This window comes from Pantoea rwandensis (assembly GCF_002095475.1).
GTDB classification, from domain to species: Bacteria; Pseudomonadota; Gammaproteobacteria; order Enterobacterales; family Enterobacteriaceae; genus Pantoea; species Pantoea rwandensis.
In genome coordinates this window covers 25,385-51,679 of sequence record NZ_MLFR01000017.1, presented here as the reverse complement: position 1 = coordinate 51,679, position 26,295 = coordinate 25,385, and the positions used below count along the sequence as shown (strand labels likewise).

The window sequence follows — 26,295 nt, the reverse complement described above, 5'->3', positions numbered from 1 at the left end:
TAGCGAAAAAAACGCGAGTCCCGAATGGGACTAACGTTAATTTTTCGTGTCGTTGATGATTAGCTTAGAATAGAGAGCCTAACTGTTTGATTAGTGGGCTTTCTGATACCTTTTCAATCACCAGGTCTACCGCACGACGCTGGGGTACGGGTGGCAGTGGTTTTCTGACTTTACACACACCTGGCGCGCTAAATTTCGGTGGTAGCGGTTTTGTTGGCGTCGCGGGCCTCAAACCTGGCCCTTGATGCAACGGCTCATTCAGTAACTGGCTAGGCCGTACCAACGTAATATCGCCGGGCAGAGTAGGTAGCATCTGCTGTAATACGCGAACGGTCGTCGGGTGCGGATGGCCAATGGCAATTGCATAGCCATCACGTTGGGCCAGTTTAACCGCGCGGGTAAACTGTTCGCGAATCGATGCCTCATTTTGGCTGTCATCCAGGAACACTCTGCGTTTCAAAACTTTAACGTGGGTGCCCTGTGACGCTGGAATGGACTGGCTGTTGCCGATTGTCATGCTATCGAGAAAGTAATAATTGTACTGATTAAGTACCTGCATCACTTTCTGCATACCGGACAAGCTCGACGTCATTTTGCTGCCCATATGGTTGTTCAGACCCACAGCGAAAGGGACTTTACCCGTTGCATCACGAATGATGCGAGCAATCTCTTCGCTGCTCATCTCCGGGGTTAAGGTATCTTTCTCAAGCGGCTGTTTACTGAGCGGTGCCATTGGCAGATGGATCAGAACCTCATGCCCACCTTGATGGGCTTTCGTTGCCATCTCGCGGGCGTGTGGCGCATTGGGCAGTACGGCGACAGAAATCGCCGCCGGCATCTGCAGCACTTTGTTCTCTTCAACGGGCCGATAACCAAAGTCATCAATCACTATCGAGAGCTTACCTGCCTGAGCAGAAAGTGTGAAAAACAGCGCACAGAGTGCGATAGAGAGCTTTCGGGGCTGAAACAACACTTATCTTCCTAACCACGGTAGTGGATTGACGGCCTGTCCCTGACGTCGGATTTCAAAGTAGAGCGATGGCGTGCCGCGGCCGCCGCTGGTACCCACAAGCGCGATAGGCTGTCCTGCCTTCACCTGAGTACCGACGCTCACCAGCGCACTTTGGTTGTAGCCGTAAAGACTCATGTCGCCTTTACCGTGTTCCAGTACCACAACCAGACCGTAGCCTTGCAACCAATCGGCCATCAGTACGCGTCCATCGGCGATGGCTTTCACTTCGGTACCTTCTGGTGCATCAATTACCAGACCTTTCCAGCGCAGTTCACCCTGCATGGATTCACCGAAACGATGTTCAATACGTCCGTTCACCGGCCAAACGGCTTGTCCACCTGGCTTGCCAAGCCCGCCGGTACGCGCCATCAACTCGCGTTCACTCTGCGTAGGTTGATAGCTGGATCCCTTGGCTTTCGCTTGAGCCTGACGTTGGCGAACTTTTTCAGCTTCGCGCGCTTCACGTTCTGCGCGCTCACGCGCCTCACGTTCTGCTTTGGCAATTTTATCCTGCAGGCGGCTTTCGTTTTCACGCATTTCGACCAGGTCCGCTTGGTCTTTTTCCAGTGAACTCTCCAGCACCGTCAGGGTTTTTTTACGCGCGGCACTGGCGGTTTCCAGTTTGGTTTGCTGTGACTGCTGCTGGGCTAACAGGGATTTTTGCTGCTCTTGTTTGTCCTGCAATGCCTTACGCTGATCGGCCAACTGCTGTTGAGTTTGCTTGAGGTCGTCGATATTTTTCTGCCGTGCAGCATTAAGGTAGCCGAAGTAAGCCAGAATGCGTTCGCTGCGTTGTGCTTCTTCACCGCCAAGCAGCAACTGTAAACCATTGTGCTGGCCCTGACGGAAAGCCGCGTCCAATTGCTGAGCGAGCAGTTTTTCCTGCTGTGCCTGCTGTTTTTCCAGGCGAGATATCGAGGCGGTGGTTTGCGCAATTTCGCCATTGAGTGCCGCCAAACTATTGTGAGTTTCGCGTAGTTGACGGCTGGCCTGTGCAATCACTTTTTCCTGACTTTGCAGCTGATCCAGCAGCTTGCTGCGTTGCACTTTTTGCGCTTTAACGCTTTTTTCTTTCTCGGCGATATTCTGCTGAATGGATTTTAGCTGGGTTTTGCTGTCATCTGCACTTTGAGCGGCAACAGGCAACAACAGCGCGCCCGCACAGAGCAGGCTTAGGGAGATTTCGGACCAGCGAAATAACAACGGATGCGCTGGGCCGTTGTAACGGGTCCTTGTGTATGAAACGGTCGCTTTTCCCTTCATAGTCGATAATTATTCCACGATGAACAGCCGCTTACCAGTTATCCCGGGCGGGTTTTGCTTTACGAAAGATGTCGGTGCCAAGCTTACTGGCATAAACTTTGTCTTAATTTTGCGATTAGAACACTTTTTTTGGAAAATGACGCACAAATCGTAACTCTGTCCCCTTCGCGACTGTACATGCGAAGTGGCGCAGGTATACTCAGAACCCTTGTTTTAGCTTATTAGCCCGGTCTGGAGTCGTTACCCCTCATGCAAGAAATTATGCAGTTTGCAAGCAATCACACCATCCTGAGTCTGGCATGGGTTGTTTTACTCGTTCTGGTGATTGTGACTACCGTTAAAGGAATGTTCTCAAAGGTAAAAACCGTCAGCCGTGGTGAAGCTACCCACCTGATCAACAAAGAGGACGCGGTGGTTGTAGACGTGCGTTCGCGTGATGATTATCGCAAAGGACACATTTCAGGGGCGCTGAACATTGCAGCAGCTGATATCAAAAAAGGAAGCTTTGCCGAGCTGGAAAAGCACAAGTCGCAACCCATAATTGTGGTATGCGCGACGGGTCAGAGCGCAGGTGAGTCCGCTGCGAAACTGAGTGCCGAAGGCTTCGAGAAAGTCTCCGTGCTGAAAGATGGCGTGAGTGGCTGGAGTGGCGAGAATCTGCCGCTGGTACGTGGCAAATAATTCCCAGAGGTAACCACATGGCTAATATTGAGATTTACACCAAAGTCACTTGCCCCTATTGCCATCGGGCAAAGGCGCTACTGGATCAGAAAGGCGTGTCGTACCAAGAGATTCCCATTGATGGGGACGCGGCGAAACGTGAAGAGATGATCCAGCGTAGTGGTCGTACGACAGTTCCGCAGATTTTTATTGATGCGCAGCACATTGGTGGCTGTGACGATCTTTACGCGCTGGATGGGCGTCAGGGACTTGATCCCTTACTCCAGGCATAATTTTTCGGTCAGACAATTTAACTCACAGGATTTAGTAACATGTCAGAACATAGCACTAACGAAATGCAGTTCCAGATTCAACGTGTTTTCACCAAAGACGTTTCTTACGAAGCACCGAATGCACCTCAGGTTTTCCAGAAAGAGTGGGAACCCGAAGTCAAGCTGGACCTGGACACTGCCTCTTCACAGCTGGCTGATGAAGTGTATGAAGTGGTTCTGCGCGTTACCGTGACAGCTACTGTGGGTGAAGACACTGCATTCCTGTGCGAAGTACAGCAAGCAGGTATTTTCACTATTAGCGGTATCGAAGGCACTCAGATGGCGCATTGCCTTGGTGCATACTGCCCGAACATCCTGTTCCCGTATGCACGTGAATGCATCACCAGCCTCGTGTCTCGCGGTACCTTCCCGCAGCTCAATCTGGCGCCAGTCAACTTTGATGCCCTGTTCATGAACTATCTGCAGCAGCAAGGTGAAGGCGAAGCGCCACGTCAGGATGCCTGATGACTACACTCAACGCTTCGATTAGCGTCATCGGTGCCGGCTCGTACGGCACCGCTCTGGCCATCACATTGGCCCGCAATGGTCATCCTGTTTTGCTCTGGGGCCACAACCCGAAAAGTGTGGCTCAACTCCAGGCTGACCGCTGCAATACCGCATTCCTTCCCGATGTTCCGTTCCCCGACAATCTTGCCCCAGAAGCCGACCTGGCGACTGTCGTCAGTGCCAGTCGCGACCTGCTCGTTGTCGTGCCCAGCCATGTTTTTGGCGATGTGCTGACTCAGCTTAAGCCGCACTTACGCGCTGATTCTCGTATCGTATGGGCGACTAAGGGACTCGAAAAAGAGACTGGCCGTTTATTGCAGGACGTCGCCCGTGAAATCCTGGGGGATAGCATTCCTCTGGCGGTGATTTCTGGGCCAACCTTTGCAAAAGAATTAGCTGCGGGATTACCGACTGCGATTGCGCTAGCTGCAACCGATGCTCAATTTGCTGAAGATCTGCAGCAAAAGCTTCACTGTGGCAAAAGCTTCCGCGTCTACAACAATCCAGATTTCATTGGCGTACAGCTTGGCGGCGCGGTGAAAAACGTGATTGCTATAGGTGCGGGTATTTCCGATGGGATTGGTTTTGGCGCTAACGCGCGTACTGCGCTTATTACACGTGGATTAACAGAAATGAGCCGCCTGGGCGCCGCATTGGGTGCCGACCCGACCACCTTCATGGGAATGGCAGGACTGGGCGATTTAGTGCTGACTTGTACCGATAATCAATCACGCAATCGACGTTTTGGCATGATGTTGGGACAGGGCGAAAGTGTTGATGAGGCGCAGCGCATTATCGGACAAGTTGTAGAAGGCTATAGAAACACTAAAGAAGTCAAAGCGTTGGCGGCACGCATGGGGGTTGAAATGCCCATCACCGAGCAGATTTATCAGGTCCTGTATTGCGAAAAATCGGCGCGGGAGGCAGCATTGAGTTTACTTGGCCGTGCAAGGAAGGACGAAAACAGCCAAAGCTGAAGCAAGATGCTCAGCTAAACCACCTGCAGCGCCTCTCAGGCGCTTTTTTTATCGGGAGCACATAGCAATGTCGTCAGAAGAGTTAGAACTGGTCTGGAACAACATCAAAGCTGAAGCCAGAGCGCTGGCTGATTGTGAACCTATGCTGGCCAGTTTTTATCACGCGACATTGCTCAAGCATGAAAATCTCGGTAGCGCGCTGAGCTATATGCTGGCGAATAAGCTCGCTAATCCCATCATGCCAGCCATCGCCGTACGCGAAATCGTTGAAGAAGCTTACCGTGAAGACCCGGAGATGATCGTCTCTGCGGCTTATGATATTCAGGCGGTGCGTCAGCGTGACCCAGCGGTCGATAAATACTCCACGCCACTGTTATACCTGAAGGGCTTTCATGCGCTGCAGGCGTACCGCATTGGCCATTGGTTGTGGAAAGAGGGACGTCGCGCACTGGCCGTCTATTTGCAGAATGAGATTTCGGTCTCTTTCGCTGTCGACATTCACCCGGCTGCACGTATTGGTCGCGGAATCATGCTTGACCATGCAACCGGCATTGTTATTGGTGAAACAGCAGTGGTCGAGAACGACGTGTCGATTTTGCAATCAGTTACGCTAGGGGGCACGGGGAAAACCAGTGGCGATCGCCATCCGAAAATCCGTGAAGGTGTGATGATTGGTGCCGGTGCCAAAATTCTGGGCAATATCGAAGTCGGCCGCGGCGCAAAAATTGGCGCCGGATCTGTCGTACTGCAACCCGTGCCACCGCACACCACCGCGGCAGGCGTACCGGCGCGTATTGTCGGCAAACCTACCAGTGATAAACCGTCAATGGATATGGACCAGCACTTTACTGGCGCTGGCTTTGAATATGGCGACGGTATCTAATCCTTGATCAGTGCGCCAGCGTACCCAAGCTGGCGCCAGGCTTCATAAACCACCACCGATACGGCGTTCGATAAGTTCATACTGCGACTTTCCGCCATCATCGGAATACGAATTTTCTGCTCAGCGGGCAGAGCGTTGAGAATCTCCGCTGGCAATCCACGGCTTTCCGGGCCAAACAGTAAATAATCCCCTTCCTGGTAGCTCACGGCACTGTGTGCTGGTGTGCCTTTGGTCGTCAAAGCAAATAGGCGCTGTGGCGCTTCTGACGCGAGAAATGCGGCGTAATTGGGGTGTTTTTTTAACGAGGTATATTCGTGATAATCCAGCCCTGCACGGCGCAGGCGTTTATCATCCCAAGCAAAGCCCAGCGGCTCAATCAAATGCAATTGAAAGCCGGTATTGGCACATAGACGAATAATGTTACCCGTGTTAGGCGGGATTTCAGGTTCAAATAAAACGATATTTAGCATAAGGCCCCCGGAAACGAGGGCCGAAGCATAGCAAATTATTTACGGGCGGAGTACAGCGGTAACCAGAGTGTCAGCCGCAGGCCGCCGAGTGGGCTGTCATCGGCTTTTACCCAGCCACGGTGTTGCTGAACAGCGGTTTCAACGATAGCCAAACCTAAGCCGGTTCCGCCAGATTCGCGATCGCGTGCTTCATCAGTGCGATAAAATGGACGGAAGATCTGCTCGCGGTCCTCAGCACTGACGCCAGGGCCATCATCATCGACATGAACGGTAATACCCTGAATATCCACTGAGAAGCTGACGCTGATGTGGTTATGGGAATAACGCAGCGCATTACGCACAATGTTTTCCAACGCACTCTCCAGCGCGTGCGGGTTGCCGTACAGCGGCCAGGGACCCGGCGGATAGGGTACATCCATGGTTTTGCCCATCTGCTCGGCTTCAAACTTGGCGTCTTCTAGCACGCCATTCCACAGCTGATTAGCCTTCATTGCTTCACTGACGAGCGCATTCTTGTGTTGCGTGCGTGACAAGACCAGTAGGTCGTTAATCATGCCATCGAGACGCTGAGCTTCCATTTCGATGCGCTGCAGCTCTTTTCCTTCACCATTGCGACGACGTAACAGCGCAGTTGCCAGCTGAAGTCGGGTTAATGGTGTACGCAGTTCATGGCTGATATCGGACAGCAGGCGCTGTTGAGCCGTCATCATGCGTTCGAGTGCGCTGACCATTTGGTTAAAGCTCGAGCCTGCTGCAAGGAACTCTTGTGGACCGGATTCCAGTTCTGGGTGCTGGCGTAAATTACCGCTCGCTACTTCATCCGCCGCATATTTAAGTTTGCGTGCTGGACGAGCGAGACTCCACGCTAGCCAGAGCAACAACGGTGAGCTAATCAGCATCGTCACAATCAGCAGGAGTAAAGGCCGATCAAAGAGTAGATTAACAAAATCAAGCTGCGAGCTGGTTGCGGGGCGAATCAGGTAAAGTTGATAGTTATCTTCACCGTCACGGACGGCAAAAGGCCCCACCATCTCTAAACGCCCATATTTCTTTTTCTGCGGATGGTCGGCGTTATCAGACTGGCCGATAAAGTTACGAATCACCTGCATTTCATTGTGCTGTGCGCCGATCACGCGTCCTTCGCTGGTCACCAACAGCAAGCGCTGGCCTGGTGGTGCCCACTTATCAATCGCGCGAAACAGCCGGCGCCACCACATCAAATCGTTGGGGGGATCTTGTGACAGCTCTGCTTCCACGTGCTGTTCAATCATGGTGCCCTGTCGTTGCTCACTTTCCAGCAATGATGTCATCTGGCGAGAGTCGAGTTTGGGCACCATTAAAACCAGCATCAACACCAGCGCCAGCGTAAGCCAGAAGATGGCGAAGATGCGGGTGGTCAAACTTCCAATCATGATGCCGAAACCATCAGATAGCCGCGTCCGCGCAGGGTTTTAAACCACGGGTGACCATCACGACGTTCCGGCAATTTACGACGCAGGTTAGAGATGTGCATATCAATAGCACGGTCAAATGGCGTCAGGCGTTTGCCCAGCACTTCCTGGCTGAGATGTTCACGTGAAACCACTTGGCCTAAATGCTGCGCCAGCAAATAGAGTAGGGTGAATTCGGTACCAGTGAGATCCAGCGTTTCAGTATCAAAACTGGCTTCCTGACGGCCGGGATTCAGGCGCAGGCAATCCACTTCCAGCGTGGGTGAGCTATTGTCGTGCTGTTGTTGCTGCTCGCTCCAATTAGAACGGCGTAAAATCGCACGGATACGCGCGACCAGTTCGCGGTCGTTAAACGGTTTAGGCAGATAGTCGTCCGCACCCAGCTCAAGGCCGAGAACACGATCCAATTCACTGCCGCGTGCGGTCAGCATGATGACCGGTGTTTGATGCTGCTGGCGTAGCTCTTTTAATGTGTCGATACCGTTCTTCTTCGGCATCATGACGTCGAGTAATAACAGGTCAACGGTGTTATCCAACAGGTTGAGCGCCTGCTCGCCATCACTGGCGACAATCACCTCAAAACCTTCCATCTCAAGCAGTTCTTTAAGCAGCGAAGTTAATTCGCGGTCGTCATCAACCAACAGGATTTTATTCATTTTTTATTGCCCTCCGCAGGCAAAATACCGTGATCCTTGACTTGCAATCCAACGCTTTACGTAGTTTTACACCCCCTGACGGATGTTTGCAGCCATCGCCGTACACTAGCTCTCGTTGAATCGCAAAACGGAACGAACTGGGAGTAAACGATGCGCTACTTAACCGCCGTCGTCATTGCCTCAGCGATGGTTCTCAGTCACGCCAGCGCAGAAGCAGCAGACACGACGACGATTGACGAGATGCATCAGAACGGCGGATTGACGACAGGCAGTATGACGCAAAATCCGCAAAGCCACATGTTCGATGGCATTGAGCTGACTGAACAACAGCGGCAACAGATGCGAGACCTGATGCAGCAAGCGCGACACGAACGCCCGGTTCTAAGCGTTCAAGACATAGAAACTATGCATGACCTTGTCATTGCAGACAAATTTAACGAATCGGCCATTCGGCAGCAGGCAGAGAAACAAGCCCGCGCGCAGGTTGAACTGCAAGTTGAGATGGCCCGGGTTCGCAACCAAATGTATCACCTGCTAACGCCTGCACAGCAAGCGACATTGCAGAAGAATTATGAGCGACGTCTTAATGATGCACGTCAGCTCTCCGGATTGCAGCCATCATCACCGCTGCATGCAGTGAGTAGTACCAGCAGTAACCAGTAACATAGTATCCCTGTTTTCCTTGCCATAGACACCATCCCTGTCTTCCCCCGCATGATGCGGGGGTTTTTTTGCCCATCATTTCACTACTGCATCAGCAGCTTAATATTCAATTCACGCAGCCTAAGCATGGGAATGTTAGACTTTAGCCATCATATGACTATAAGTGCTGCCTGTGGGCGCACTTTTCGATGAGGCAAGGCATGGATCCCTCATATGCAAAGCTCGTTAATCGTGCGGCATTGGCTGCAACTACACTGGCGACGTTACTGCTGATCGTGAAGATTTTCGCCTGGTGGCTGACGGGTTCAGTGAGCATGTTAGCGGCATTGGTTGATTCGCTGGTGGATATTGCCGCCTCACTCACCAATCTGCTGGTGGTTCGATACTCGTTACAACCCGCTGATAATGATCACACCTTTGGCCATGGCAAAGCAGAATCCTTGGCTGCATTAGCACAAAGCATGTTCATCTCTGGTTCTGCGCTGTTTTTATTCCTCACGGGCATTCAGCATCTGGCTTCCCCCAATACGTTGCGCTCGCCACTGGTGGGTATCGTAGTGACGGTGGTTGCTTTGTTCTCTACGCTGTTACTGGTGACGTTCCAACGCTGGGTTGTGCGGCATACACGCAGCCAGGCGATTCGGGCTGATATGCTGCACTATCAATCCGATGTGGTGATGAATGGCGCAATTCTGGTTGCACTGGTATTAAGCAGCTATGGTTTTGTCAGGGCTGATGCACTCTTCGCGCTGGGTATTGGCGTCTATATTCTCTATAACGCACTGCGTATGGGCTACGAAGCCGTGCAATCGTTATTGGATCGCGCCCTGCCGGAAGAAGAAAAGCAGGCAATCATTAATGTGGTGAGTGACTGGCCGGGCGTTCGCGGTGCTCACGCATTACGCACGCGTCAATCCGGGCCGACGCGCTTTATTCAGCTTCATCTGGAAATGGACGACCACCTGCCGCTAGTACAGGCACATCAGGTCGCGGACCAGATAGAGCAAGCACTGCGAAAAAAATTCCCCGGCTCGGATGTGATCATCCATCAGGATCCCTGTTCAGTGGTGCCAGAAAATCAGCAAGGTTTTTTCCAGTTTTAGCGTTTAATTATCAGGGCGTTGCATGTTAGAAATGACGTAACGCTAACAACTCTGTAAAAAATTAGCGAAAACTTGTCTGACCTGAATCAATTCAGCATCAAGCCTTTGATATACTATCTGCAACTATTAAGCCGCACGATCGTGAGCGGGTTACACTGATCGGCTGGCAGACATAATCCTTAGTTTTGAACAATCCAGAGGTTGTCATGATCAAAAAAATCGGAGTACTGACCAGCGGCGGTGACGCCCCAGGCATGAACGCAGCCATCCGCGGAGTTGTCCGTTCCGCGCTGAGTGAAGGCCTTGAAGTTTTTGGTATCTACGACGGCTATCTGGGATTGTATGAAGATCGCATGATCAATCTCGACCGCTACAGCGTGTCAGACATGATCAACCGTGGTGGTACTTTCCTTGGTTCCGCGCGTTTTCCTGACTTCCGCAATGAAGAAGTTCGTCAGATCGCCATTGAGAACATGAAGAAACGGGGTATCGATGCACTTGTGGTCATCGGCGGCGATGGCTCCTATATGGGCGCCAAACGTCTGACCGAAATGGGCTTCCCATGCATTGGCTTGCCTGGCACCATCGATAATGACGTTGCCGGTACTGACTACACCATTGGCTATTTCACTGCACTGGAAACCGTAGTGGAAGCCATTGACCGTCTACGTGATACTTCATCCTCACACCAGCGTATCTCTATTGTTGAAGTCATGGGCCGCTACTGCGGCGATTTGACACTGGCTGCTTCGATTGCCGGCGGATGTGAGTTTATCGTGTTGCCTGAAATCCCTTACACCCGTGAAGAACTGGTGGAGGAGATCAAAGCAGGTATCGCTAAAGGTAAAAAACACGCCATTGTGGCTATTACTGAGCACATCTGTGATATCGACGATTTGGCGCACTACATCGAAGCGGAAACCAAACGCGAAACGCGTGCAACCGTGTTGGGTCACATTCAACGTGGCGGCGCGCCATGTGCCTATGACCGTATTCTGGCATCTCGCATGGGTGCTTATTCCATTGAGTTGTTATTGCAAGGTTACGGCGGTCGCTGCGTCGGTATCCAGAACGAGAAGATGGTGCATCATGACATCATTGACGCGATCGAAAACATGAAGCGTCCATTTAAGCGCGATTGGTTAGATACGGCAAAAAAACTCTATTAATCAAACTGAATAAGGGCGCGGCTTTCACCGTGCCCTTATTTGTCTCCACTTATATTCCCTCCAGTTATAACCACTTATTTTTAATTCTTTAATCATTGGATTGGTTTATGTCAGTCTTGTTCTATAACGACCTCGGGAGAGCAAGCAATGAACAAGTGGAGTATTGGTTTCACCCTGTTACTGGCTTCCACCAGTGTTTTGGCCAAGGATATCCAGCTGTTAAACGTTTCTTACGATCCAACGCGTGAATTGTATGAGCAATACAACAAAGCGTTCAGCGCCCACTACAAGCAAGAAACGGGCGACAACGTAGTGATTCGTCAGTCGCACGGTGGCTCGGGTAAACAGGCAACCTCGGTAATCAATGGCATTCGTGCTGATGTGGTGACGTTGGCGCTGCAGTCTGACGTAGATGCGATTGCTGAGCGCGGTCGTATCGACAAAAACTGGATTAAGCGCTTGCCGGATAACTCCGCACCTTATACTTCCACCATCGTGTTCCTGGTGCGTAAAGGCAACCCGAAGGGCATCCATGATTGGAATGATTTGATTAAGCCGGGCGTCTCAGTCATCACTCCGAACCCGAAAACTTCAGGCGGCGCACGCTGGAACTATCTGGCAGCGTGGGGCTGGGCACTGGACCAAAACAACGGCGATCAGGCTAAAGCACTGGCATACGTAAAAGCGCTGTTTAAGAATGTGGAAGTTCAGGATTCCGGTGCACGTGGCGCCACCAACACCTTTGTAGAACGTGGCATTGGTGACGTGCTGATCGCTTGGGAAAATGAAGCCTATCTGGCAGTGAACAAACTCGGCAAAGATAAATTCGACATCATCACGCCGAGCGAGTCGATTTTGGCGGAACCTACCGTTTCTGTGGTCGATAAAGTGGTGGATGAGCAGGGCACGCGTAAAGTGGCCGACGAGTATCTCAAGTACCTCTACTCACCGGAAGGACAGACCATTGCGGCTGAAAACTTCTACCGTCCGCGTGATCCAGAAGTCGCTAAGAAGTTTGCCAGCACCTTTGCACCAGTGAAACTGTTCACTATCGACTCCAAGTTTGGTGGCTGGACGCAAGCCCAGAAGACCCACTTCGCCGATGGTGGTACTTACGATCAAGTGATGAAACCGTAATCGTATTACCATCAGAATGAAACGGTCAGCCATGTGCTGCCCGTTTTGCTTTGTGTGGCAGTAAAAGTCCGTGACTTTACCCAGACGGCAGGCGAGGATGCTGGCAGATGATGATCTGAGGAATTCAGCCATGCAGGGAAGTCGTCGTACCCTGAAGTTGCTAACCGTTTTATTGCTGGTGTTGATTGTGGGGCTGATCGTGAGTGCCTTCCACTTCCAGAAAAATTCCAACGCGCTCTGGCAAATTATCAGTGAGAAGTGTGTGCCCAATATGGCAAAGAGTGGCCAGCCGGCCCCTTGCCAGCAGGTCAATACTGCACAGGGCTACGTTACGCTAAAGGACCTCAACGGGCCCTTGCAGTATTTGCTGATGCCGATCGAGAAAATCACCGGCATGGAAAGCCCGATCATTCTTGAACCCACAACGCCAAACCTGTTTGCCGCCGCCTGGCAGCAGCGGAGTTTATTGGCAAAAAAACGTGGTGAGCCGATCGCTGATAGTGCATTGTCGCTGGCGATTAACGCGCAATATGGTCGTTCGCAGAATCAACTGCATATTCACATATCCTGCCTGCGGCCTGATGTGCGTCAGCAGTTGGATCAGTTGACGGCACGATTAAATGAACAGTGGCAATCCGCCACGTTGCGAAAACACCATTATCTGATTCGCACACTGTCCACTGCGGAGCTGGCGCAGCAAAGTGCCTTTATCCGTTTAGCGGAAGAGGTGCCGAATGCGCGCATGGAAATGGGCAAATATGGATTAGCGTTGGCAGAACTGTCGGATGGGCGTTTGGCCCTGCTGGCGTTAGAGCGGAATTGGCTAAAGTTGAATAGCGGGTCGGCCGAGGAGTTGCAGGATCATAACTGCAAGATTTTAGATCATTAGTCGCTGGCTTCATCGTGGACGTGCAACGCGCAGGAAAAGTACCCGCAGTGTCGCCGTTTATGATGAACAAAAAAAGGCGGCTGATTAGCCGCCTTATTGCCAAGCGGAAAACTTACGCGTTTTTCGCTGCAGCAGCGGCTTTAACGATCACTGCGAAGGCATCTGCTTTCAATGAAGCACCGCCCACCAGTGCGCCATCGATATCTGGCTGGGTGAACAGTTCTGCGGCGTTTTTGTCGTTAACCGAACCGCCGTACTGAATGATGACCTGCTGAGCAATCGCAGCATCTTTCTTCGCGATATGATCACGGATGAATTTGTGCACGGCTTGTGCCTGAGCTGGAGTAGCTGATTTGCCGGTGCCGATAGCCCAAACTGGCTCATAAGCCACCACCACACCTTCAAACGCAGCAGCACCTTGAGTTTCCAATACAGCGTCGATCTGACGTGCACAGACTTCTTCGGTTTTGCCCGCTTCGTTTTCTGCTTCAGTTTCGCCGATGCACAGCACAGGGATCAGACCTGCTGCTTTCAGCACAGCAAATTTCTTCGCAATGAACTCGTCGCTTTCTTTGTGGTAAGTACGGCGTTCAGAGTGGCCGATAATGATGTATTTCGCGCCGACGTCTTTCAGCATGTCTGCGGAGGTTTCACCGGTGAATGCGCCAGACAAATTTACGTCTACGTTCTGAGCACCCAGTGCAATGTGGCTACCGGAAATGGCGTGTTTTGCCAGGTCAAGATAGATAGCCGGTGGGGCAATCGCTACACCACAACCTTCCACACCAGACAGTTCTTTGCGCAGACCTTCGATCAGCTCGCCCGCCATGTGCTTACTGCCGTTCAGCTTCCAGTTACCCATAACCAGTGGATGTCGCATTCTTTCCTCCGCATAACGCGATTCATGAAATAGCGCTGCCATCGGGCAGCGATGTCTGCCAGACAGTATAGAGATCAAATGTGCCGCTGGCTTTGCTTTTCGTCATTTTTGCCGGGGGATCAGGGGGTCGCGAGCGACAGTTTTATCGGTTCGACGGCGAAGGTCAAACCCTTGTCGCCGTTATCCGCCACCACGAAACGCAGTGCACCTTCGGTACGTGCAAAATAGCGTACGCCTTTGCCCGCACTGAGAAGTGAATCGAGTTTTTTACGCCCATCTTCAGCCGACAATCCAGGAACGAAAAAGCGTAGCAGGGCGGTCATATAGTCCATGGCGCGAGCCTGCGCAGCTTTCATATCGGGACCGGGAACCGGAAGCCAAGTGATTTGCAGCGTTTTGATTTTCCCGGTGCCTTGTTCCAACGCAGTGGAAGCGTAAAGCGTTTCACTGATCTTACTGGCAGCACGTGTCAGGTTACTTTTGTCGTCACGATTGTCTATCGCGCGGTATTCCAATAGCGGCTGATCGGGGTTAGCCGCATTATACTTTTCGCGGAATTGTGCAATGGTCATGTCAAAGGTGGGCGCGCCCGCCAGCAAATAGGGCGCAGCAGGCAGATGATCGCTACGATCTTGCGCAGGAGCGTCTTCCGCCCAGACGGGAAATGTCAGTGCGAGGCTAACAAGCAGCGCGACTGGCAGGTTCTTCATTGCATCGGCCCTAAATCATTCACTTAGCCCACGATTAGAACGGTTTTTACCGACCAAAGTCAAAACTCGTACTGCGAAAATTTCAGATTATTCACACTTGGCCAATTACCAATAATGTTCACTGGTCATATGGCCCGGTTTGCGTTTGAAATGTTTACGCATTTCACGTGAGTCTTTCAGTAATTGCTGGGTATCACGTACCATCTGCGGGTTGCCACACAGCATCACATGGCTGGTATCGGCAGTCATCGGCAAACCCACTGCGCGCTCCAGTTCGCCACTTTCAATTAACTGGGGTACACGGCCATGCAAGGAGCCGGCAATGTCCTCGCGGCTGACAACGGTCTGGATATGCAATTTGCCTTGATAGCGCTGTTGTAGCTGTTGCATCAGCGGTAAAAAGCTCAGATCGTCGGCAAAGCGAGCGGCATGCACCAACACAATATTATCGAAGCGCTCCAGACCTTCTCCCTGCTGGAGAATCGACAAATAAGGGCCGATAGCAGTGCCCGTTGCCAACATCCACAGGGTATTACAGTCAGGAATTTCGTCGAGGACAAAGAATCCGGCGGCTTCTTTGGTCACCATCACCTGATCGCCGGGCTGTAACGTCTGTAAACGCGGGCTGAGTTTGCCCTCAGGTACCGTGACCAGGTAGAACTCCAGCAGCGGATCCTGCGGCGCATTGACGTAAGAGTAGGCGCGCTGCACGCGTTCGCCGTCAATTTCCAACGCCAGCTTGGCAAACTGCCCCGCGGTGAAGGCATCGATTGGCGCCCTGACGCGCAGACTGAACAGGGCATCGGTCCAGTTCTTGACCTCTTCAACTTCAGCATTAATCCACTCTGCCATGTTCGCTCCTTATTGTTGATTATTCAGGCATGTGATTATCATCGCCAGCCATCCAATAGATTTCTACCCCCATGGTGGGCAAAGGGCTCTCAACGACAAATAGTGCGCACTCCACATCAACTGTAGCGGTCGGGTTACGACCCGGTACGTAATCTTGACACCTTAGACGCTACCGCTTTCCGCTCGCCTCTCGATTTGTCACTGAATCCTGATATTTTTGCCGCCATTCATTGTTGGCGGCATTTTTTCATGCTGTCTTTATTTTGTTTCTCAGGCAGACATTTTGTTCCATGTTGACTAATAAAACGCAAAACCGCTTCCTGTTATTCATGCTGATCGTCTTAGTGGCGGTGGGGCAGATGGCGCAAACCATCTATGTGCCGGCGATGGCGAACATGGCTGAGGCACTCAATGTGCGTAGCGGCACTATGCAGCAGGTGATGGCCGCTTATCTGATGACCTACGGTGGATCGCAGCTGATCTACGGGCCATTGTCAGACAGCTTTGGCCGCCGTCCGGTGATCCTGGTGGGCATGACGATCTTTGCCGTGGGTGCGTTGATCGCCATGTTCGCGCCATCCTTGCAGATTCTGGTATTGGGTAGCGCGGTGCAGGGTTTAGGCACGGGCGTCGCGGGTGTGATGGCACGTACCATGCCGCGCGATCTGTATTCAGGGATTGCGCTACGCCAAGCCAACAGCCTGCTGAATATGGGCATTTTAGTGAGCCCATTGCTGGCACCGGTGATTGGTGCGTTGCTAACGCACCTATTTGGCTGGCACGCATGTTTTGCCTTCCTGCTGTTGTTGTGCGTCGCAGTAACGGGCTCGATGGCGCGCTGGCTGCCGGAAACGCGCCCAGTTGAGACGCCCGTCACGCCGTTTCTGCGTCGTTATGCCACCTTGCTAGGTGACGGTAACTTTGTACGGTTTCTACTGCTGCTGATTGGCGCACTGGCGGGTATTGCGGTGTTTGAAGCCAGCTGTGGCGTGCTGCTGGGTGGAGTGCTGGGTCTGGATGGGCTGACCGTCAGTATTCTGTTTATCCTGCCGATTCCAGCGGCGTTCTTTGGTGCGTGGTTTGCCGGACGCGAACAAAAATCATGGCATACGCTGATGTGGTATGGCGTGAATAGCTGCTTATTAGCGGGCTTACTGATGTGGATCCCAGCCTGGTTCGGCGTGATGAATATCTGGACGTTACTGGTGCCTGCTGCGCTGTTCTTCTTCGGTGCCGGTATGTTGTTCCCACTGGCCACTTCCGGCGCGATGGAGCCGTATGCGTGGTTAGCCGGGAGCGCGGGTGCACTGATTGGTGGATTGCAGAATTTAGGTTCTGGTGTGATTGCGTGGCTTTCGGCGCTGTTGCCACAGCACGATCAGTCGAGCCTTGGCATGCTGATGTTTGTTACGTCGTTGGTGATGCTGCTGTGCTGGTGGCCGCTCTCACGCCATCCGGAGAGCGGCAAACAGGCGATTACAGGATGAATTGATGCAGCGCCGCGTCTTTGCGATCCAGATAGTGAATCGACTGGATGCGGCGGATGGTGCGTGATTTGCCGCGCACCAGCAGGGTTTCACTGGTGGCGATGTTGCCGTTACGTGTGATGCCTTTCAATAAGTCACCGGTGGTAATGCCGGTGGCCGCAAAAATGACGTTATCGTTACGCGCCATCTCTTCGAGTTTCAACACTTCCCCGGCTTTGATGCCCATCTCAGCGCAACGTTGCAGCTCGTTTTCGCCAAGACGACGATTTTCTGCGTTGTCGCCTTTGACTTCATGGCGTGCCAGTAAACGTGCCTGCATGTCACCATCCATCGCGCGGATCACCGCTGCTGATACCACGCCTTCCGGCGCGCCGCCGATGCCGTACATCACATCGACTTCGCTATCCGGCATGCAGGTCAAAATTGACGCGGCCACATCGCCATCTGGGAAAGAGAATACGCGCACGCCAAGCTGCTGCAGTTGGGCAATGATCGCGTCATGACGTGGCTTTGCCAGAATGGAGACGGTTAACTGGCTAAGCGGTTTATCGAGTGCCATCGCGATATTTTTCAGATTGGCTTCCAGCGGTAAGTTGAGATCAATGGCGCCGCGTGCGCCAGGCCCAACTATCAGCTTTTCCATGTACATATCAGGTGCGTGCAGAAAACTGCCTTTATCGCCCACCGCCAACACCGCCAGCGCATTAGCCTGGCCCATCGCTGTCATGCGTGTACCTTCAATCGGATCAACCGCGATATCCACGGCATCGCCGCGACCAGTACCGACTTTTTCTCCGATATACAGCATCGGCGCTTCGTCGATTTCGCCTTCGCCAATCACAATCTGGCCGTCGATATCGATGGTGTTGAGCATAATGCGCATGGCGTGAACGGCTGCGCCGTCGGCCGCATTTTTATCGCCGCGTCCTAACCAGTGATAGCCCGCTAATGCAGCGGCTTCGGTCACACGGGAAAATTCAATCGCGAGTTCTCGTTTCATGGTGGCACCTGATAAAAAACAGGCAAGCAGTGTAGCACGGGGGGAAAACAGGGCGGGGAGAAAAACCCGCGGCAGAGCGCCGCGGGTGTGAAGGTTTTTACTCTGCGTCTTCCCATGCCTGCGCACGAGCTACCGCTTTTTTCCAGCCGGCATAACGCACGTTACGCTCGGTGGTTTCGATGCTTGGACGGAACTCACGCTCAATCACGGCTTTCGCGCGGACTTCTTCGAGATCGTTCCAGAAGCCCACTGCCAAACCAGCAAGGTATGCGGCACCCAACGCCGTGACTTCACGCACTTCTGGACGTTCAACACGCGTACCCAGAATGTCAGACTGGAACTGCATCAGGAAGTTGTTGGCGACCGCACCGCCATCCACGCGCAGAGATTGCAGACGGGTGCCCGCATCATTCTGCATCGCTTCCAGTACGTCACGCGTCTGGTACGCGATCGATTCCAGCGTAGCGCGGATAATGTGGTTAGCATTCGCACCGCGCGTCAGGCCGAAGATGGCACCACGCGCATACGGATCCCAGTAGGGCGCACCCAAGCCGGTAAAGGCGGGCACCATGTATACGCCATTGGAGTCTTTCACTTTCAGGGCGAAGTATTCGGAGTCAGTAGAGTCACTGATCATCTTCATCTCATCGCGCAGCCACTGAATGGATGCACCGCCGATAAATACCGCACCTTCCAGCGCATAGTTCACTTCACCACGCGGACCGCAAGCGATGGTGGTCAGCAGACCATGAGTGGAGGTGACGGCTTCAGTACCGGTGTTCATCAACATGAAGCAACCTGTGCCGTAGGTATTTTTCGCCATACCCGGCTGTACGCACAGTTGGCCATACAGTGCTGCCTGCTGGTCACCCGCAATACCCGCGATTGGAATACGCGTACCGCCTTTACCACCAATGTTAGTCTGACCGTAGATCTCAGAAGAGCCTTTCACTTCCGGCAGCATTTCGCGCGGAATATCCAGAATCTCTAACATGCGATCATCCCACTTCAGATCGTGAATGTTATACATCATGGTACGCGAGGCGTTGGTGTGGTCGGTGATGTGAACACGACCTTGGGTCATTTTCCACACCAGCCAGGTATCTACTGTTCCGAACAGCAACTCGCCACGTTTTGCACGCTCACGTGCGCCTTCAACGTGATCGAGAATCCACTTTACTTTAGTGCCTGAGAAGTACGGGTTAATCACCAAACCGGTGGTGTGCTGGATATACTCTTCCAGACCCTCTTTTTTCAGCTTGTTACAGTAGTCCGCAGTACGTGGATCCTGCCAGACAATGGCGTTGTAAATCGGCTTACCGGTCTCTTTATCCCATACAATGGCCGTTTCGCGCTGGTTGGTGATACCAATCGCGGCAATCTCATCAGAACGGATGTCGGCATGTGCCAGTACTTCAACCAAGGTCGAGCTTTGTGATGCCCAAATGTCCATTGGGTCATGCTCAACCCAACCCGCTTTTGGGTAGATCTGAGTGAATTCACGCTGTGAGACGGCGACAATGTTCGCGTCATGATCGAGAACAACGGCACGAGAGCTGGTAGTGCCCTGATCGAGCGCGAGAATGTATTTTTTATCAGTCGTAGTCATTTTATTTTCCTGATGATTAACGATGAAACTTACGCTTTACGCTGCTCAGCGCGGGCGACCGGTTTTTCTGTTGTGCTGGTTTCCACCACACTGACAGGCAGATGACGGCCAATCAGTGAACGGTAACCGAAGGCACCGAGGCAGGCACCGACTAATGGGCCAAAGATCGGAACCAGGAAGTAAGGAATATCTTTACCACCGGTAAAGGCGACTTGACCCCAACCTGCGATGAAAGCAAACAGTTTCGGACCGAAGTCACGCGCTGGGTTAAGTGCGAAGCCGGTCAGCGGACCCATTGAACCACCAATGACGGCAACCAGTAGACCAATGAGCAGCGGTGCCAGTGGACCACGTGGCACACCATTGCCGTCATCGGTCAGCGCCATGATAACGGCCATTAATACTGCAGTAATCACCATCTCAACCAAGAATGCCTGACCTACACTGATATGTGGGTTCGGATAGGTGGAGAAGATGCCGGCCAGGTCGAGACTCTGCACGCTGCCACGCACCATTTGATGGCTGGCTTCGTAGTCAAAGAACAAATTGTAGTAGAGACCGTAAACCAGCGCTGCCGCACAGAAGGCTCCGGCAACCTGCGCCAGGATGTAAGGCAGAACTTTACGGCCTTCAAAGTTAGCGAACAGGCACAGCGCGACCGTAACGGCCGGATTCAAATGCGCGCCTGACACACCAGCACTGAGATAAACTGCCATGGAGACAGCCAGACCCCAGATGATACAAATTTCCCACTGACCGAATGCGGCACCAGCCAGTTTCAGTGCAGCGACACAGCCCGCACCAAAAAAGATAATCAAACCGGTACCGAGAAACTCGGCTATGCACTGACCTTTAAGTGTGTTCGTTGTCTGACTCATAATGGCATTCCTGAAGCGAGGTTAAATTTTATCAGTTTTTGTTCTCAATCCATGAGTCACCCAGCTCTTATGTAGGGCTGTTGTGAATTTATCGTTAACGAGCATAAACGAGAAATAGCGAAATCGAAATATGTGTACTGTGTCATAAAAATGCGCGTTTTCGCGTCTTTTACCTTTCTTTAAGACCCATTAACCCTGCTTTACCTAAGTCCAATATCGTGACCGCGCGCAAAAATGCGCGAACATGAGCGTTTTTTTAAGCATTAACTGAAAAGTGTTACAGACCGCCCTAGCAGGCCTTGCGCCGCTGGACTTGCGGGGTTTGGCTACATACAATCGAGACATCGTGGCTGGACGCACCATAACAAGGCAGTCCCAGCACCATCAACGCCTTGCAAAAGATTTAGGAGAGGTCAGAAAGATGTCATTTGAAGTGTTCGAGAAACTGGAAGCGAAAGTACAGCAGGCGATTGATACCATCACCCTGCTGCAGATGGAAATTGAAGAGCTGAAAGATCAGAATAATACGCTGCGCAACGAAGCCAGCCAGGCTTCTGGCAACCAGGATGCCCTGGTGCGTGAAAACCAGCATCTTAAAGAAGAACAGCACGTGTGGCAGGAGCGTCTGCGTGCACTGTTGGGAAAAATGGAAGAGGTTTAAGCGTCTATGCTTAAACCCATGGCGGGTGCTGCGGCACCCGTTTTTGTTGTGGCTTACTCGATATCGAGTGCGTCTTCCGACAAGATGATGCCGGTATTATCGGCATACAGATGGTCGCCAGAGAAGAAGGTCACGCCGCCAAAGTTAACGCGCACGTCGCTTTCGCCAATCCCTTCACCGGCAGCACCCACAGGAATTGCGGCAATCGCCTGAATGCCGATTTCCAGCTCTTCCAGATCGTCAACCTGACGCACTGAGCCGTAAACCACCAGTCCTTCCCACTCATTTTGTGCTGCAAGACGCGCCAACTGTGCATCCACTAATGCACGACGTACTGAGCCACCGCCGTCAATCACCAGCACACGACCCCGACCATTCTCTTCGAGTAAATCGTAGAGCAGACCGTTGTCTTCGAAGCATTTCACTGTGGTAATTTGCCCACCGAATGAGGTGCGTCCGCCAAAATTAGAAAAAAGCGGTTCAACCACATTCACTTCTTCATGGTAGATGTCACAGAGTTCGGAAGTATCGTATTTCATGAGGATATCGTCTGTTTGCCACAGGAGCGGTAAGTATATCGCTATCTGAGGATTGTTGGCAAAATCATCAACCGTCAAAAAAAGCGCTGCATCAATATCCTGCGTAAAAAAAAGCCCGACACAGTGGCCGGGCATCGCATGATGATTGGATGATTACAGAATAAAGCGGCTGAGATCTTCGTCGGCCACCAATTCATCCAGATGTTGACTCACATATTCTGCATCGATGGTGATGGATTCACCGTTGCGATCGCTGGCATCGTAGGAAATGTCTTCCATCAGACGTTCCAGCACCGTATGCAGACGACGTGCACCGATGTTCTCAGTGGTTTCGTTCACCTGCCACGCAGCTTCAGCAATACGACGAACCGCATCTTCGGTGAAATCAATGTTTACGCCTTCGGTACCCATCAGCGCTTTGTACTGCACAGTCACAGAAGCGTTTGGCTCAGTCAGAATGCGCTCGAAGTCATTCACGGTCAGCGCCTGTAGCTCAACACGAATCGGCAGACGACCCTGCAACTCTGGAATCAGATCGGATGGACTCGCCACCTGGAATGCGCCAGAAGCAATAAATAGGATGTGGTCAGTCTTCACCATACCGTGCTTGGTGGAGACGGTGCAGCCTTCTACCAGTGGCAGCAAATCGCGCTGAACGCCTTCACGTGACACATCAGGACCACCGGCGTTTTGGCCGCCGCGCTTACAGATTTTGTCGATTTCATCGATGAACACGATGCCGTGCTGCTCGACGGCATCAATCGCATCCTGCTTCAGCTCTTCTGGGTTCACCAGTTTTGCCGCTTCTTCTTCAATCAGCAGCTTCAACGCTTCTTTGATTTTCAGCTTACGTGGTTTCTGCTTCTGACCACCCAGGTTTTGGAACATGGACTGCAGCTGGCTGGTCATCTCTTCCATGCCAGGAGGAGCCATGATTTCAACACCGGCTGAAGAGGCGGCCAGGTCGATCTCAATCTCTTTGTCGTCCAGCTGGCCTTCGCGCAGTTTTTTGCGGAAAGACTGACGTGCTGCAGACGGTTCAGCGGCTTGCTCAGCCTGGCCCCAGTTGTTTTTGGCGGGAGGAATCAGCACATCCAGAATGCGCTCTTCTGCCATCTCTTCGGCACGATATTTGTTTTTCTCGATTGCCTGGCTGCGCACCATCTTGATGGCAGAATCGGTCAGATCGCGAATAATCGAATCGACTTCTTTACCGACATAACCCACTTCAGTGAATTTAGTCGCTTCGACTTTGATGAACGGCGCGTTGGCGAGTTTCGCCAGACGACGTGCGATTTCGGTTTTACCGACACCGGTTGGGCCAATCATCAGAATGTTTTTTGGCGTTACTTCATGGCGCAGCTCTTCATCGAGCTGCATGCGGCGCCAGCGGTTACGCAGTGCAATGGCGACGGCCTTCTTTGCGCCATCTTGGCCAATGATAAAGCGGTTAAGCTCGCTGACAATCTCGCGGGGAGTCATCTCAGACATGTTTTGATCCTTACGCCTTAGACGGTAATTCTTCGAAGTTGATGTTGTGGTTGGTGTAAATGCAGATATCACCGGCGATATTCAGCGCCTTCTCAACAATATCGTGCGCACCAATGTCGGTGTTCTCCAGCAGGGCGCGTGCCGCTGCCTGGGCGTAAGGCCCACCAGAACCAATAGCAATCAGGTCATTTTCAGGCTGAATGACGTCGCCGTTGCCGCTGATGATCAACGAGGAGTTCTCATCAGCCACCGCCAGCAGCGCCTCAAGGCGACGCAGCATGCGGTCAGTACGCCAGTCTTTTGCCAGTTCAACCGCTGCTTTCACCAAATGGCCTTGGTGCATCTCCAGCTTGCGCTCGAACAGTTCAAATAGGGTGAAGGCATCTGCGGTACCGCCAGCAAAACCCGCGATTACTTTGTCGTTGTAAAGACGACGCACTTTTTTCACGTTGCCTTTCATCACGGTGTTGCCGAGCGTTGCCTGGCCATCACCGCCAATCACGACTCGGCCGTTGCGTCGAACACTTACTATTGTTGTCACGGGCAGACCCCTTGTTGCAGTGGAATAGGAACATCGCGCACAGAGCGCGGAGTATCATGCAACCAGATATGGGGTAGGTTTGGAGGGTTTCAACCCCGAGATTTGTCTTACTTGATAGAGCGGGTGCGATGGCGAGGTGCGCTCACCCCTGTGACTTACTGCTGTAAGCTCAGGGGATTCACGCACTTGCCGCGAGTCGATTGATTCAGGGTAGAGCGAGGGGAATACAGCTTCCGTGGCCGGAACTGTGCAAGCGTTTGACGGTACTGTCAGCGCTGCTGCGGTCTTTGAACGGCCCGATAACCACACGATTCCATCCACCACCAGTGGTAATACGGCTTTCGAAACCTTCAAATGCCAGACCCGCGCGAACAGACTCCGCCTGATCAGTGCCTTTAAACGATCCACACTGCACCATCCAGCGCTGCGAAGTGGCTTTCTCTTCCGGTTTCGCTTTTGCGGTTTCCTGCGGTTTCGGCTGTTGCACCGGCTCGCGGGTGATCGGTGCCGGTTGTTGCTGCTGGCGCGCGGCCTGCTGTTGCTGAACCTGCTGTTGGCGCTGCTGTTGTAGCTGTTGCTGCTGACGCTGTGATTGTTGCTGTAGCTGTAGCTGCTGGCGTTGTGATTGCTGCTGCTGAACCTGCACTTGTTGCTGACGCTGCAACGTTTGCTGGCGTTGTGCGGGAGTCTGCTCGTTCCACGGCACTTCATTCAGCTGCGTAGGTTGTTGGCGCATATCAGCCTGCATCTGCTCAAGCAGCTGGCGTTGCTCATCCGTCAACTGTGTTTGCGATTGCACGCCCCCGCCTGCAGACGGCTCAGTGGGCGTCGGCACAGTGATTTGACGGTTTTCCAGCTCTTTGATGTATTTCCAGCGCTCTTCCGGCTTAGGCGGAAGGCCGTTGCCGTTGGCTTTATGATTCGGGATAACCTCAGTCTCTTCTTTCTTGTGATGAGAGATGAACCATAAACCACCGGCAAAGGTGACCAGCACGGCCACAGCCAGTACTATCATCAACTTAGAAGTACCTGAGCCGCCTTTGCTTTTCTTGCTGCGGCCCGCTGCGGGTTTTTTGCGACGCGTCCCTGTTGAACGCCCGCGGCCTACATAATCTCTCTGTGCCACTTTCGTTCTGATACCCTTTTAAAAAATGCCATTGGGCGAATACCCTAAAACAATGGGTGTAAAAGTACTGTTAAATGCCCGGCAACGAATGCGCCATGTTACTCAAGGGCTGGAACTTTGACCAGCAGAGTCTGCCTTCAGAATCTGCTGAAAATGCAGAGTACCGCTGATTATTTTTAGCGTTTTGTGGCCGGCGCCGTGCTGCCACGTACACGGAGTTCCGCGTCTAGCAGGCGTGAGCCGTTATTGACGCGTTTGCCGTGCAACTCGTCCAGCAACAGCAGCATGGCTTCACGGCCTATGGCAAAGCGCGGCTGCGCAACGGTGGTTAAGGGGGGATCGTAATATTGGGCCAGCTCGATATCGTCAAAACCGACCACGGAAAGATCCTGTGGAATGCGCATGCCCAGTTTTCTTGCCTGATTCATAGCGCCTAACGCCATTAAATCGCTATGGCAGAAAAGGGCTTTCGGCGGTACAGGCAGACTCATCAAGTGTTTAAGCGCATTGGCGCCCGCTTCAAAGGTGAAATCGCCATGGACAATCATCGTGGGGTCGATGGCAATGTTGCTGCGGCGCAGGGCCTGGATGTAGCCCTGTAAACGGTACTGGCTCAGCGGGATATGCTCTGGCCCGGTAATGCAGGCGATTTGGCGATGGCCGAGCTGCAACAGATGGTTTACCGCCTCAAACGCGGCGGTCAGGTTATCGATGTGCACGGTCGGCAACGCCATTTCAGGTGCAAATTCGTTACCCATCACCATCGGGGGCAAATTGCGTTGTTCTTCAATACCCGCGTCAAAGGGCAGCTGCGAACCGAGAAGTACCATGCCATCGATCTGGCGCGTCAGCATCAGGTTGAGGAAGGTTTTTTCCTGTTGGTCCTGATGCGCGCAGTCGCCAATCAGCACCAGATATCCCTCTTTTGCCGCCGTGACTTCAACGCCACGGATGATTTCGCTAAAGAAGGGGTCGCAGATGTCCGGCACAATCACCAGAATGGTTTGTGTTTCACCGCGTTTGGCATTGCGCGCCAGGCCATGTGGCGCATAGCCCACATCAATCACTGCCTGATCCACTTTCTGCCGGGTAGCAGCTGAGACTTTTTCTGGATTCATCAGCGCGCGAGAAACCGTGGCGGTTGAGACGCCCGCTTTCTCGGCCACATCTTTCATGGTGGCTGCGGATGAGGGTTGCTTCTGGTCCAACGTATAACTCCTGACGCGGTACAGCGCATTGATTTCAGACATTGCCGGGCTTCAGCCGGGACGGGCACTATTGATAACCCAACGCCGGGTGAGGTTGTTACTTAATTTGCATAAAAATTGTGACTTGTGCGACTTTTTTCG

28 protein-coding genes are annotated in these 26,295 nt (G+C 52.6%); 12 read left to right on the top strand and 16 right to left on the bottom strand.

Annotated elements, in window-relative coordinates:
- Positions 1 to 64 precede the first annotated feature (64 nt).
- Together HA51_RS16220 and envC are read right to left on the bottom strand one after the other, a co-directional pair.
- The gene (locus HA51_RS16220; protein WP_084935709.1) at positions 65 to 970 is read right to left on the bottom strand and encodes a divergent polysaccharide deacetylase family protein; all 906 of its coding nucleotides are present in this window, start codon (positions 968 to 970) and stop codon (positions 65 to 67) included.
- A gap of 3 nt (positions 971 to 973) precedes the next feature.
- Complete coding sequence (gene envC, locus HA51_RS16215; RefSeq protein ID WP_084935653.1) at positions 974 to 2,275, bottom strand: murein hydrolase activator EnvC; 1,302 nt, start codon at positions 2,273 to 2,275, stop codon at positions 974 to 976.
- A gap of 249 nt (positions 2,276 to 2,524) precedes the next feature.
- Between envC and HA51_RS16210 the strand changes: the two genes are divergently transcribed.
- From HA51_RS16210 to cysE, 5 genes are all read left to right on the top strand, one after another.
- A complete protein-coding gene (locus tag HA51_RS16210; protein ID WP_084935652.1) occupies positions 2,525 to 2,956 on the top strand; it encodes a rhodanese-like domain-containing protein in 432 nt (143 codons plus the stop codon).
- A gap of 17 nt (positions 2,957 to 2,973) precedes the next feature.
- Complete coding sequence (grxC, locus tag HA51_RS16205) at positions 2,974 to 3,228, top strand: glutaredoxin 3 (protein ID WP_084935651.1); 255 nt, start codon at positions 2,974 to 2,976, stop codon at positions 3,226 to 3,228.
- A gap of 39 nt (positions 3,229 to 3,267) precedes the next feature.
- Entirely contained in the window at positions 3,268 to 3,732 is a 465-nt protein-coding gene (secB, locus tag HA51_RS16200) for a protein-export chaperone SecB (protein WP_084935650.1), read from the top strand.
- Positions 3,732 to 4,751 carry an NAD(P)H-dependent glycerol-3-phosphate dehydrogenase gene (gene gpsA / locus HA51_RS16195; RefSeq protein ID WP_084935649.1) on the top strand — a complete coding sequence of 340 codons (1,020 nt, stop codon included), beginning with the start codon at positions 3,732 to 3,734 and terminating at the stop codon, positions 4,749 to 4,751. Before secB ends, gpsA begins: the two co-directional genes overlap by 1 nt.
- A gap of 67 nt (positions 4,752 to 4,818) precedes the next feature.
- A complete protein-coding gene (gene cysE / locus HA51_RS16190; protein ID WP_084935648.1) occupies positions 4,819 to 5,634 on the top strand; it encodes a serine O-acetyltransferase in 816 nt (271 codons plus the stop codon).
- Here cysE and trmL read toward each other — a convergent pair.
- The 3 genes from trmL to cpxR are packed head-to-tail and all read right to left on the bottom strand — an operon-like array spanning position 5,631 to position 8,211.
- The gene (gene trmL / locus HA51_RS16185) at positions 5,631 to 6,104 is read right to left on the bottom strand and encodes a tRNA (uridine(34)/cytosine(34)/5-carboxymethylaminomethyluridine(34)-2'-O)-methyltransferase TrmL (protein WP_084935647.1); all 474 of its coding nucleotides are present in this window, start codon (positions 6,102 to 6,104) and stop codon (positions 5,631 to 5,633) included. The two genes, cysE and trmL, sit on opposite strands and share 4 nt — an antisense overlap.
- A 35-nt stretch (positions 6,105 to 6,139) precedes the next feature.
- Entirely contained in the window at positions 6,140 to 7,516 is a 1,377-nt protein-coding gene (cpxA, locus tag HA51_RS16180; RefSeq protein ID WP_084935646.1) for an envelope stress sensor histidine kinase CpxA, read from the bottom strand.
- Entirely contained in the window at positions 7,513 to 8,211 is a 699-nt protein-coding gene (cpxR, locus tag HA51_RS16175; RefSeq protein WP_084935645.1) for an envelope stress response regulator transcription factor CpxR, read from the bottom strand. Before cpxR ends, cpxA begins: the two co-directional genes overlap by 4 nt.
- A 150-nt stretch (positions 8,212 to 8,361) precedes the next feature.
- On the opposite strand from cpxR, the gene cpxP reads away from it, so the two are divergent.
- The 5 genes from cpxP (at position 8,362) to HA51_RS16150 (ending at position 13,172) form a co-directional block, all read left to right on the top strand.
- On the top strand, positions 8,362 to 8,874 hold the full coding sequence (gene cpxP / locus HA51_RS16170; protein ID WP_084935644.1) for a cell-envelope stress modulator CpxP: 513 nt from the start codon (positions 8,362 to 8,364) through the stop codon (positions 8,872 to 8,874).
- Positions 8,875 to 9,074: 200 nt separating this feature from the next.
- A complete protein-coding gene (fieF, locus tag HA51_RS16165) occupies positions 9,075 to 9,977 on the top strand; it encodes a CDF family cation-efflux transporter FieF (RefSeq protein ID WP_084935643.1) in 903 nt (300 codons plus the stop codon).
- 206 nt (positions 9,978 to 10,183) lie between these two features.
- On the top strand, positions 10,184 to 11,146 hold the full coding sequence (gene pfkA / locus HA51_RS16160) for a 6-phosphofructokinase (RefSeq protein WP_084935642.1): 963 nt from the start codon (positions 10,184 to 10,186) through the stop codon (positions 11,144 to 11,146).
- Positions 11,147 to 11,293: 147 nt separating this feature from the next.
- A complete protein-coding gene (locus HA51_RS16155) occupies positions 11,294 to 12,283 on the top strand; it encodes a sulfate ABC transporter substrate-binding protein (protein ID WP_084935641.1) in 990 nt (329 codons plus the stop codon).
- Between the two features lie 130 nt (positions 12,284 to 12,413).
- Positions 12,414 to 13,172, top strand: a complete 759-nt coding sequence (locus tag HA51_RS16150) for a CDP-diacylglycerol diphosphatase (protein ID WP_084935708.1) — start codon at positions 12,414 to 12,416, stop codon at positions 13,170 to 13,172.
- Positions 13,173 to 13,284: 112 nt separating this feature from the next.
- Here HA51_RS16150 and tpiA read toward each other — a convergent pair whose 3' ends face one another.
- The 3 genes from tpiA to fpr form a co-directional block, all read right to left on the bottom strand.
- Positions 13,285 to 14,052: a triose-phosphate isomerase gene (tpiA, locus tag HA51_RS16145; protein WP_084935640.1), complete on the bottom strand. Its 768-nt coding sequence runs from the start codon at positions 14,050 to 14,052 to the stop codon at positions 13,285 to 13,287.
- Positions 14,053 to 14,171: 119 nt separating this feature from the next.
- Positions 14,172 to 14,762, bottom strand: a complete 591-nt coding sequence (locus HA51_RS16140) for a YiiQ family protein (RefSeq protein ID WP_084935639.1) — start codon at positions 14,760 to 14,762, stop codon at positions 14,172 to 14,174.
- Positions 14,763 to 14,867: 105 nt separating this feature from the next.
- Positions 14,868 to 15,614, bottom strand: coding sequence for a ferredoxin--NADP(+) reductase (gene fpr / locus HA51_RS16135; RefSeq protein WP_084935638.1), 747 nt, complete (start codon positions 15,612 to 15,614; stop codon positions 14,868 to 14,870).
- A 290-nt stretch (positions 15,615 to 15,904) separates the two neighbouring features.
- Between fpr and emrD the strand changes: the two genes are divergently transcribed.
- The gene (gene emrD, locus HA51_RS16130) at positions 15,905 to 17,101 is read left to right on the top strand and encodes a multidrug efflux MFS transporter EmrD (protein ID WP_084935637.1); all 1,197 of its coding nucleotides are present in this window, start codon (positions 15,905 to 15,907) and stop codon (positions 17,099 to 17,101) included.
- Here emrD and glpX read toward each other — a convergent pair.
- From glpX to HA51_RS16115, 3 genes are all read right to left on the bottom strand, one after another.
- Positions 17,091 to 18,101 carry a class II fructose-bisphosphatase gene (gene glpX / locus HA51_RS16125; RefSeq protein ID WP_084935636.1) on the bottom strand — a complete coding sequence of 337 codons (1,011 nt, stop codon included), beginning with the start codon at positions 18,099 to 18,101 and terminating at the stop codon, positions 17,091 to 17,093. The genes emrD and glpX overlap by 11 nt on opposite strands.
- Before the next feature lie 97 nt (positions 18,102 to 18,198).
- Positions 18,199 to 19,710, bottom strand: coding sequence for a glycerol kinase GlpK (glpK, locus tag HA51_RS16120; RefSeq protein WP_084935635.1), 1,512 nt, complete (start codon positions 19,708 to 19,710; stop codon positions 18,199 to 18,201).
- Positions 19,711 to 19,739: 29 nt separating this feature from the next.
- Complete coding sequence (locus tag HA51_RS16115) at positions 19,740 to 20,588, bottom strand: MIP/aquaporin family protein (protein WP_084935634.1); 849 nt, start codon at positions 20,586 to 20,588, stop codon at positions 19,740 to 19,742.
- A gap of 421 nt (positions 20,589 to 21,009) precedes the next feature.
- Between HA51_RS16115 and zapB the strand changes: the two genes are divergently transcribed.
- Entirely contained in the window at positions 21,010 to 21,249 is a 240-nt protein-coding gene (gene zapB, locus HA51_RS16110; protein WP_034823745.1) for a cell division protein ZapB, read from the top strand.
- 53 nt (positions 21,250 to 21,302) lie between these two features.
- Here the strand turns inward: zapB and rraA are convergent, their stop codons facing one another.
- The 5 genes from rraA to cytR all read right to left on the bottom strand — a co-directional run bounded on the left by rraA (position 21,303) and on the right by cytR (position 26,196).
- Positions 21,303 to 21,788: a ribonuclease E activity regulator RraA gene (rraA, locus tag HA51_RS16105; protein ID WP_039328319.1), complete on the bottom strand. Its 486-nt coding sequence runs from the start codon at positions 21,786 to 21,788 to the stop codon at positions 21,303 to 21,305.
- 153 nt (positions 21,789 to 21,941) lie between these two features.
- On the bottom strand, positions 21,942 to 23,279 hold the full coding sequence (gene hslU / locus HA51_RS16100) for an ATP-dependent protease ATPase subunit HslU (RefSeq protein ID WP_084935633.1): 1,338 nt from the start codon (positions 23,277 to 23,279) through the stop codon (positions 21,942 to 21,944).
- A gap of 10 nt (positions 23,280 to 23,289) precedes the next feature.
- Entirely contained in the window at positions 23,290 to 23,820 is a 531-nt protein-coding gene (gene hslV / locus HA51_RS16095; protein WP_071885763.1) for an ATP-dependent protease subunit HslV, read from the bottom strand.
- Positions 23,821 to 24,025: 205 nt separating this feature from the next.
- Positions 24,026 to 24,946: a cell division protein FtsN gene (gene ftsN / locus HA51_RS16090; RefSeq protein WP_084935632.1), complete on the bottom strand. Its 921-nt coding sequence runs from the start codon at positions 24,944 to 24,946 to the stop codon at positions 24,026 to 24,028.
- A gap of 176 nt (positions 24,947 to 25,122) precedes the next feature.
- Positions 25,123 to 26,196: a DNA-binding transcriptional regulator CytR gene (cytR, locus tag HA51_RS16085; protein WP_425435753.1), complete on the bottom strand. Its 1,074-nt coding sequence runs from the start codon at positions 26,194 to 26,196 to the stop codon at positions 25,123 to 25,125.
- Positions 26,197 to 26,295: the final 99 nt, after the last annotated feature.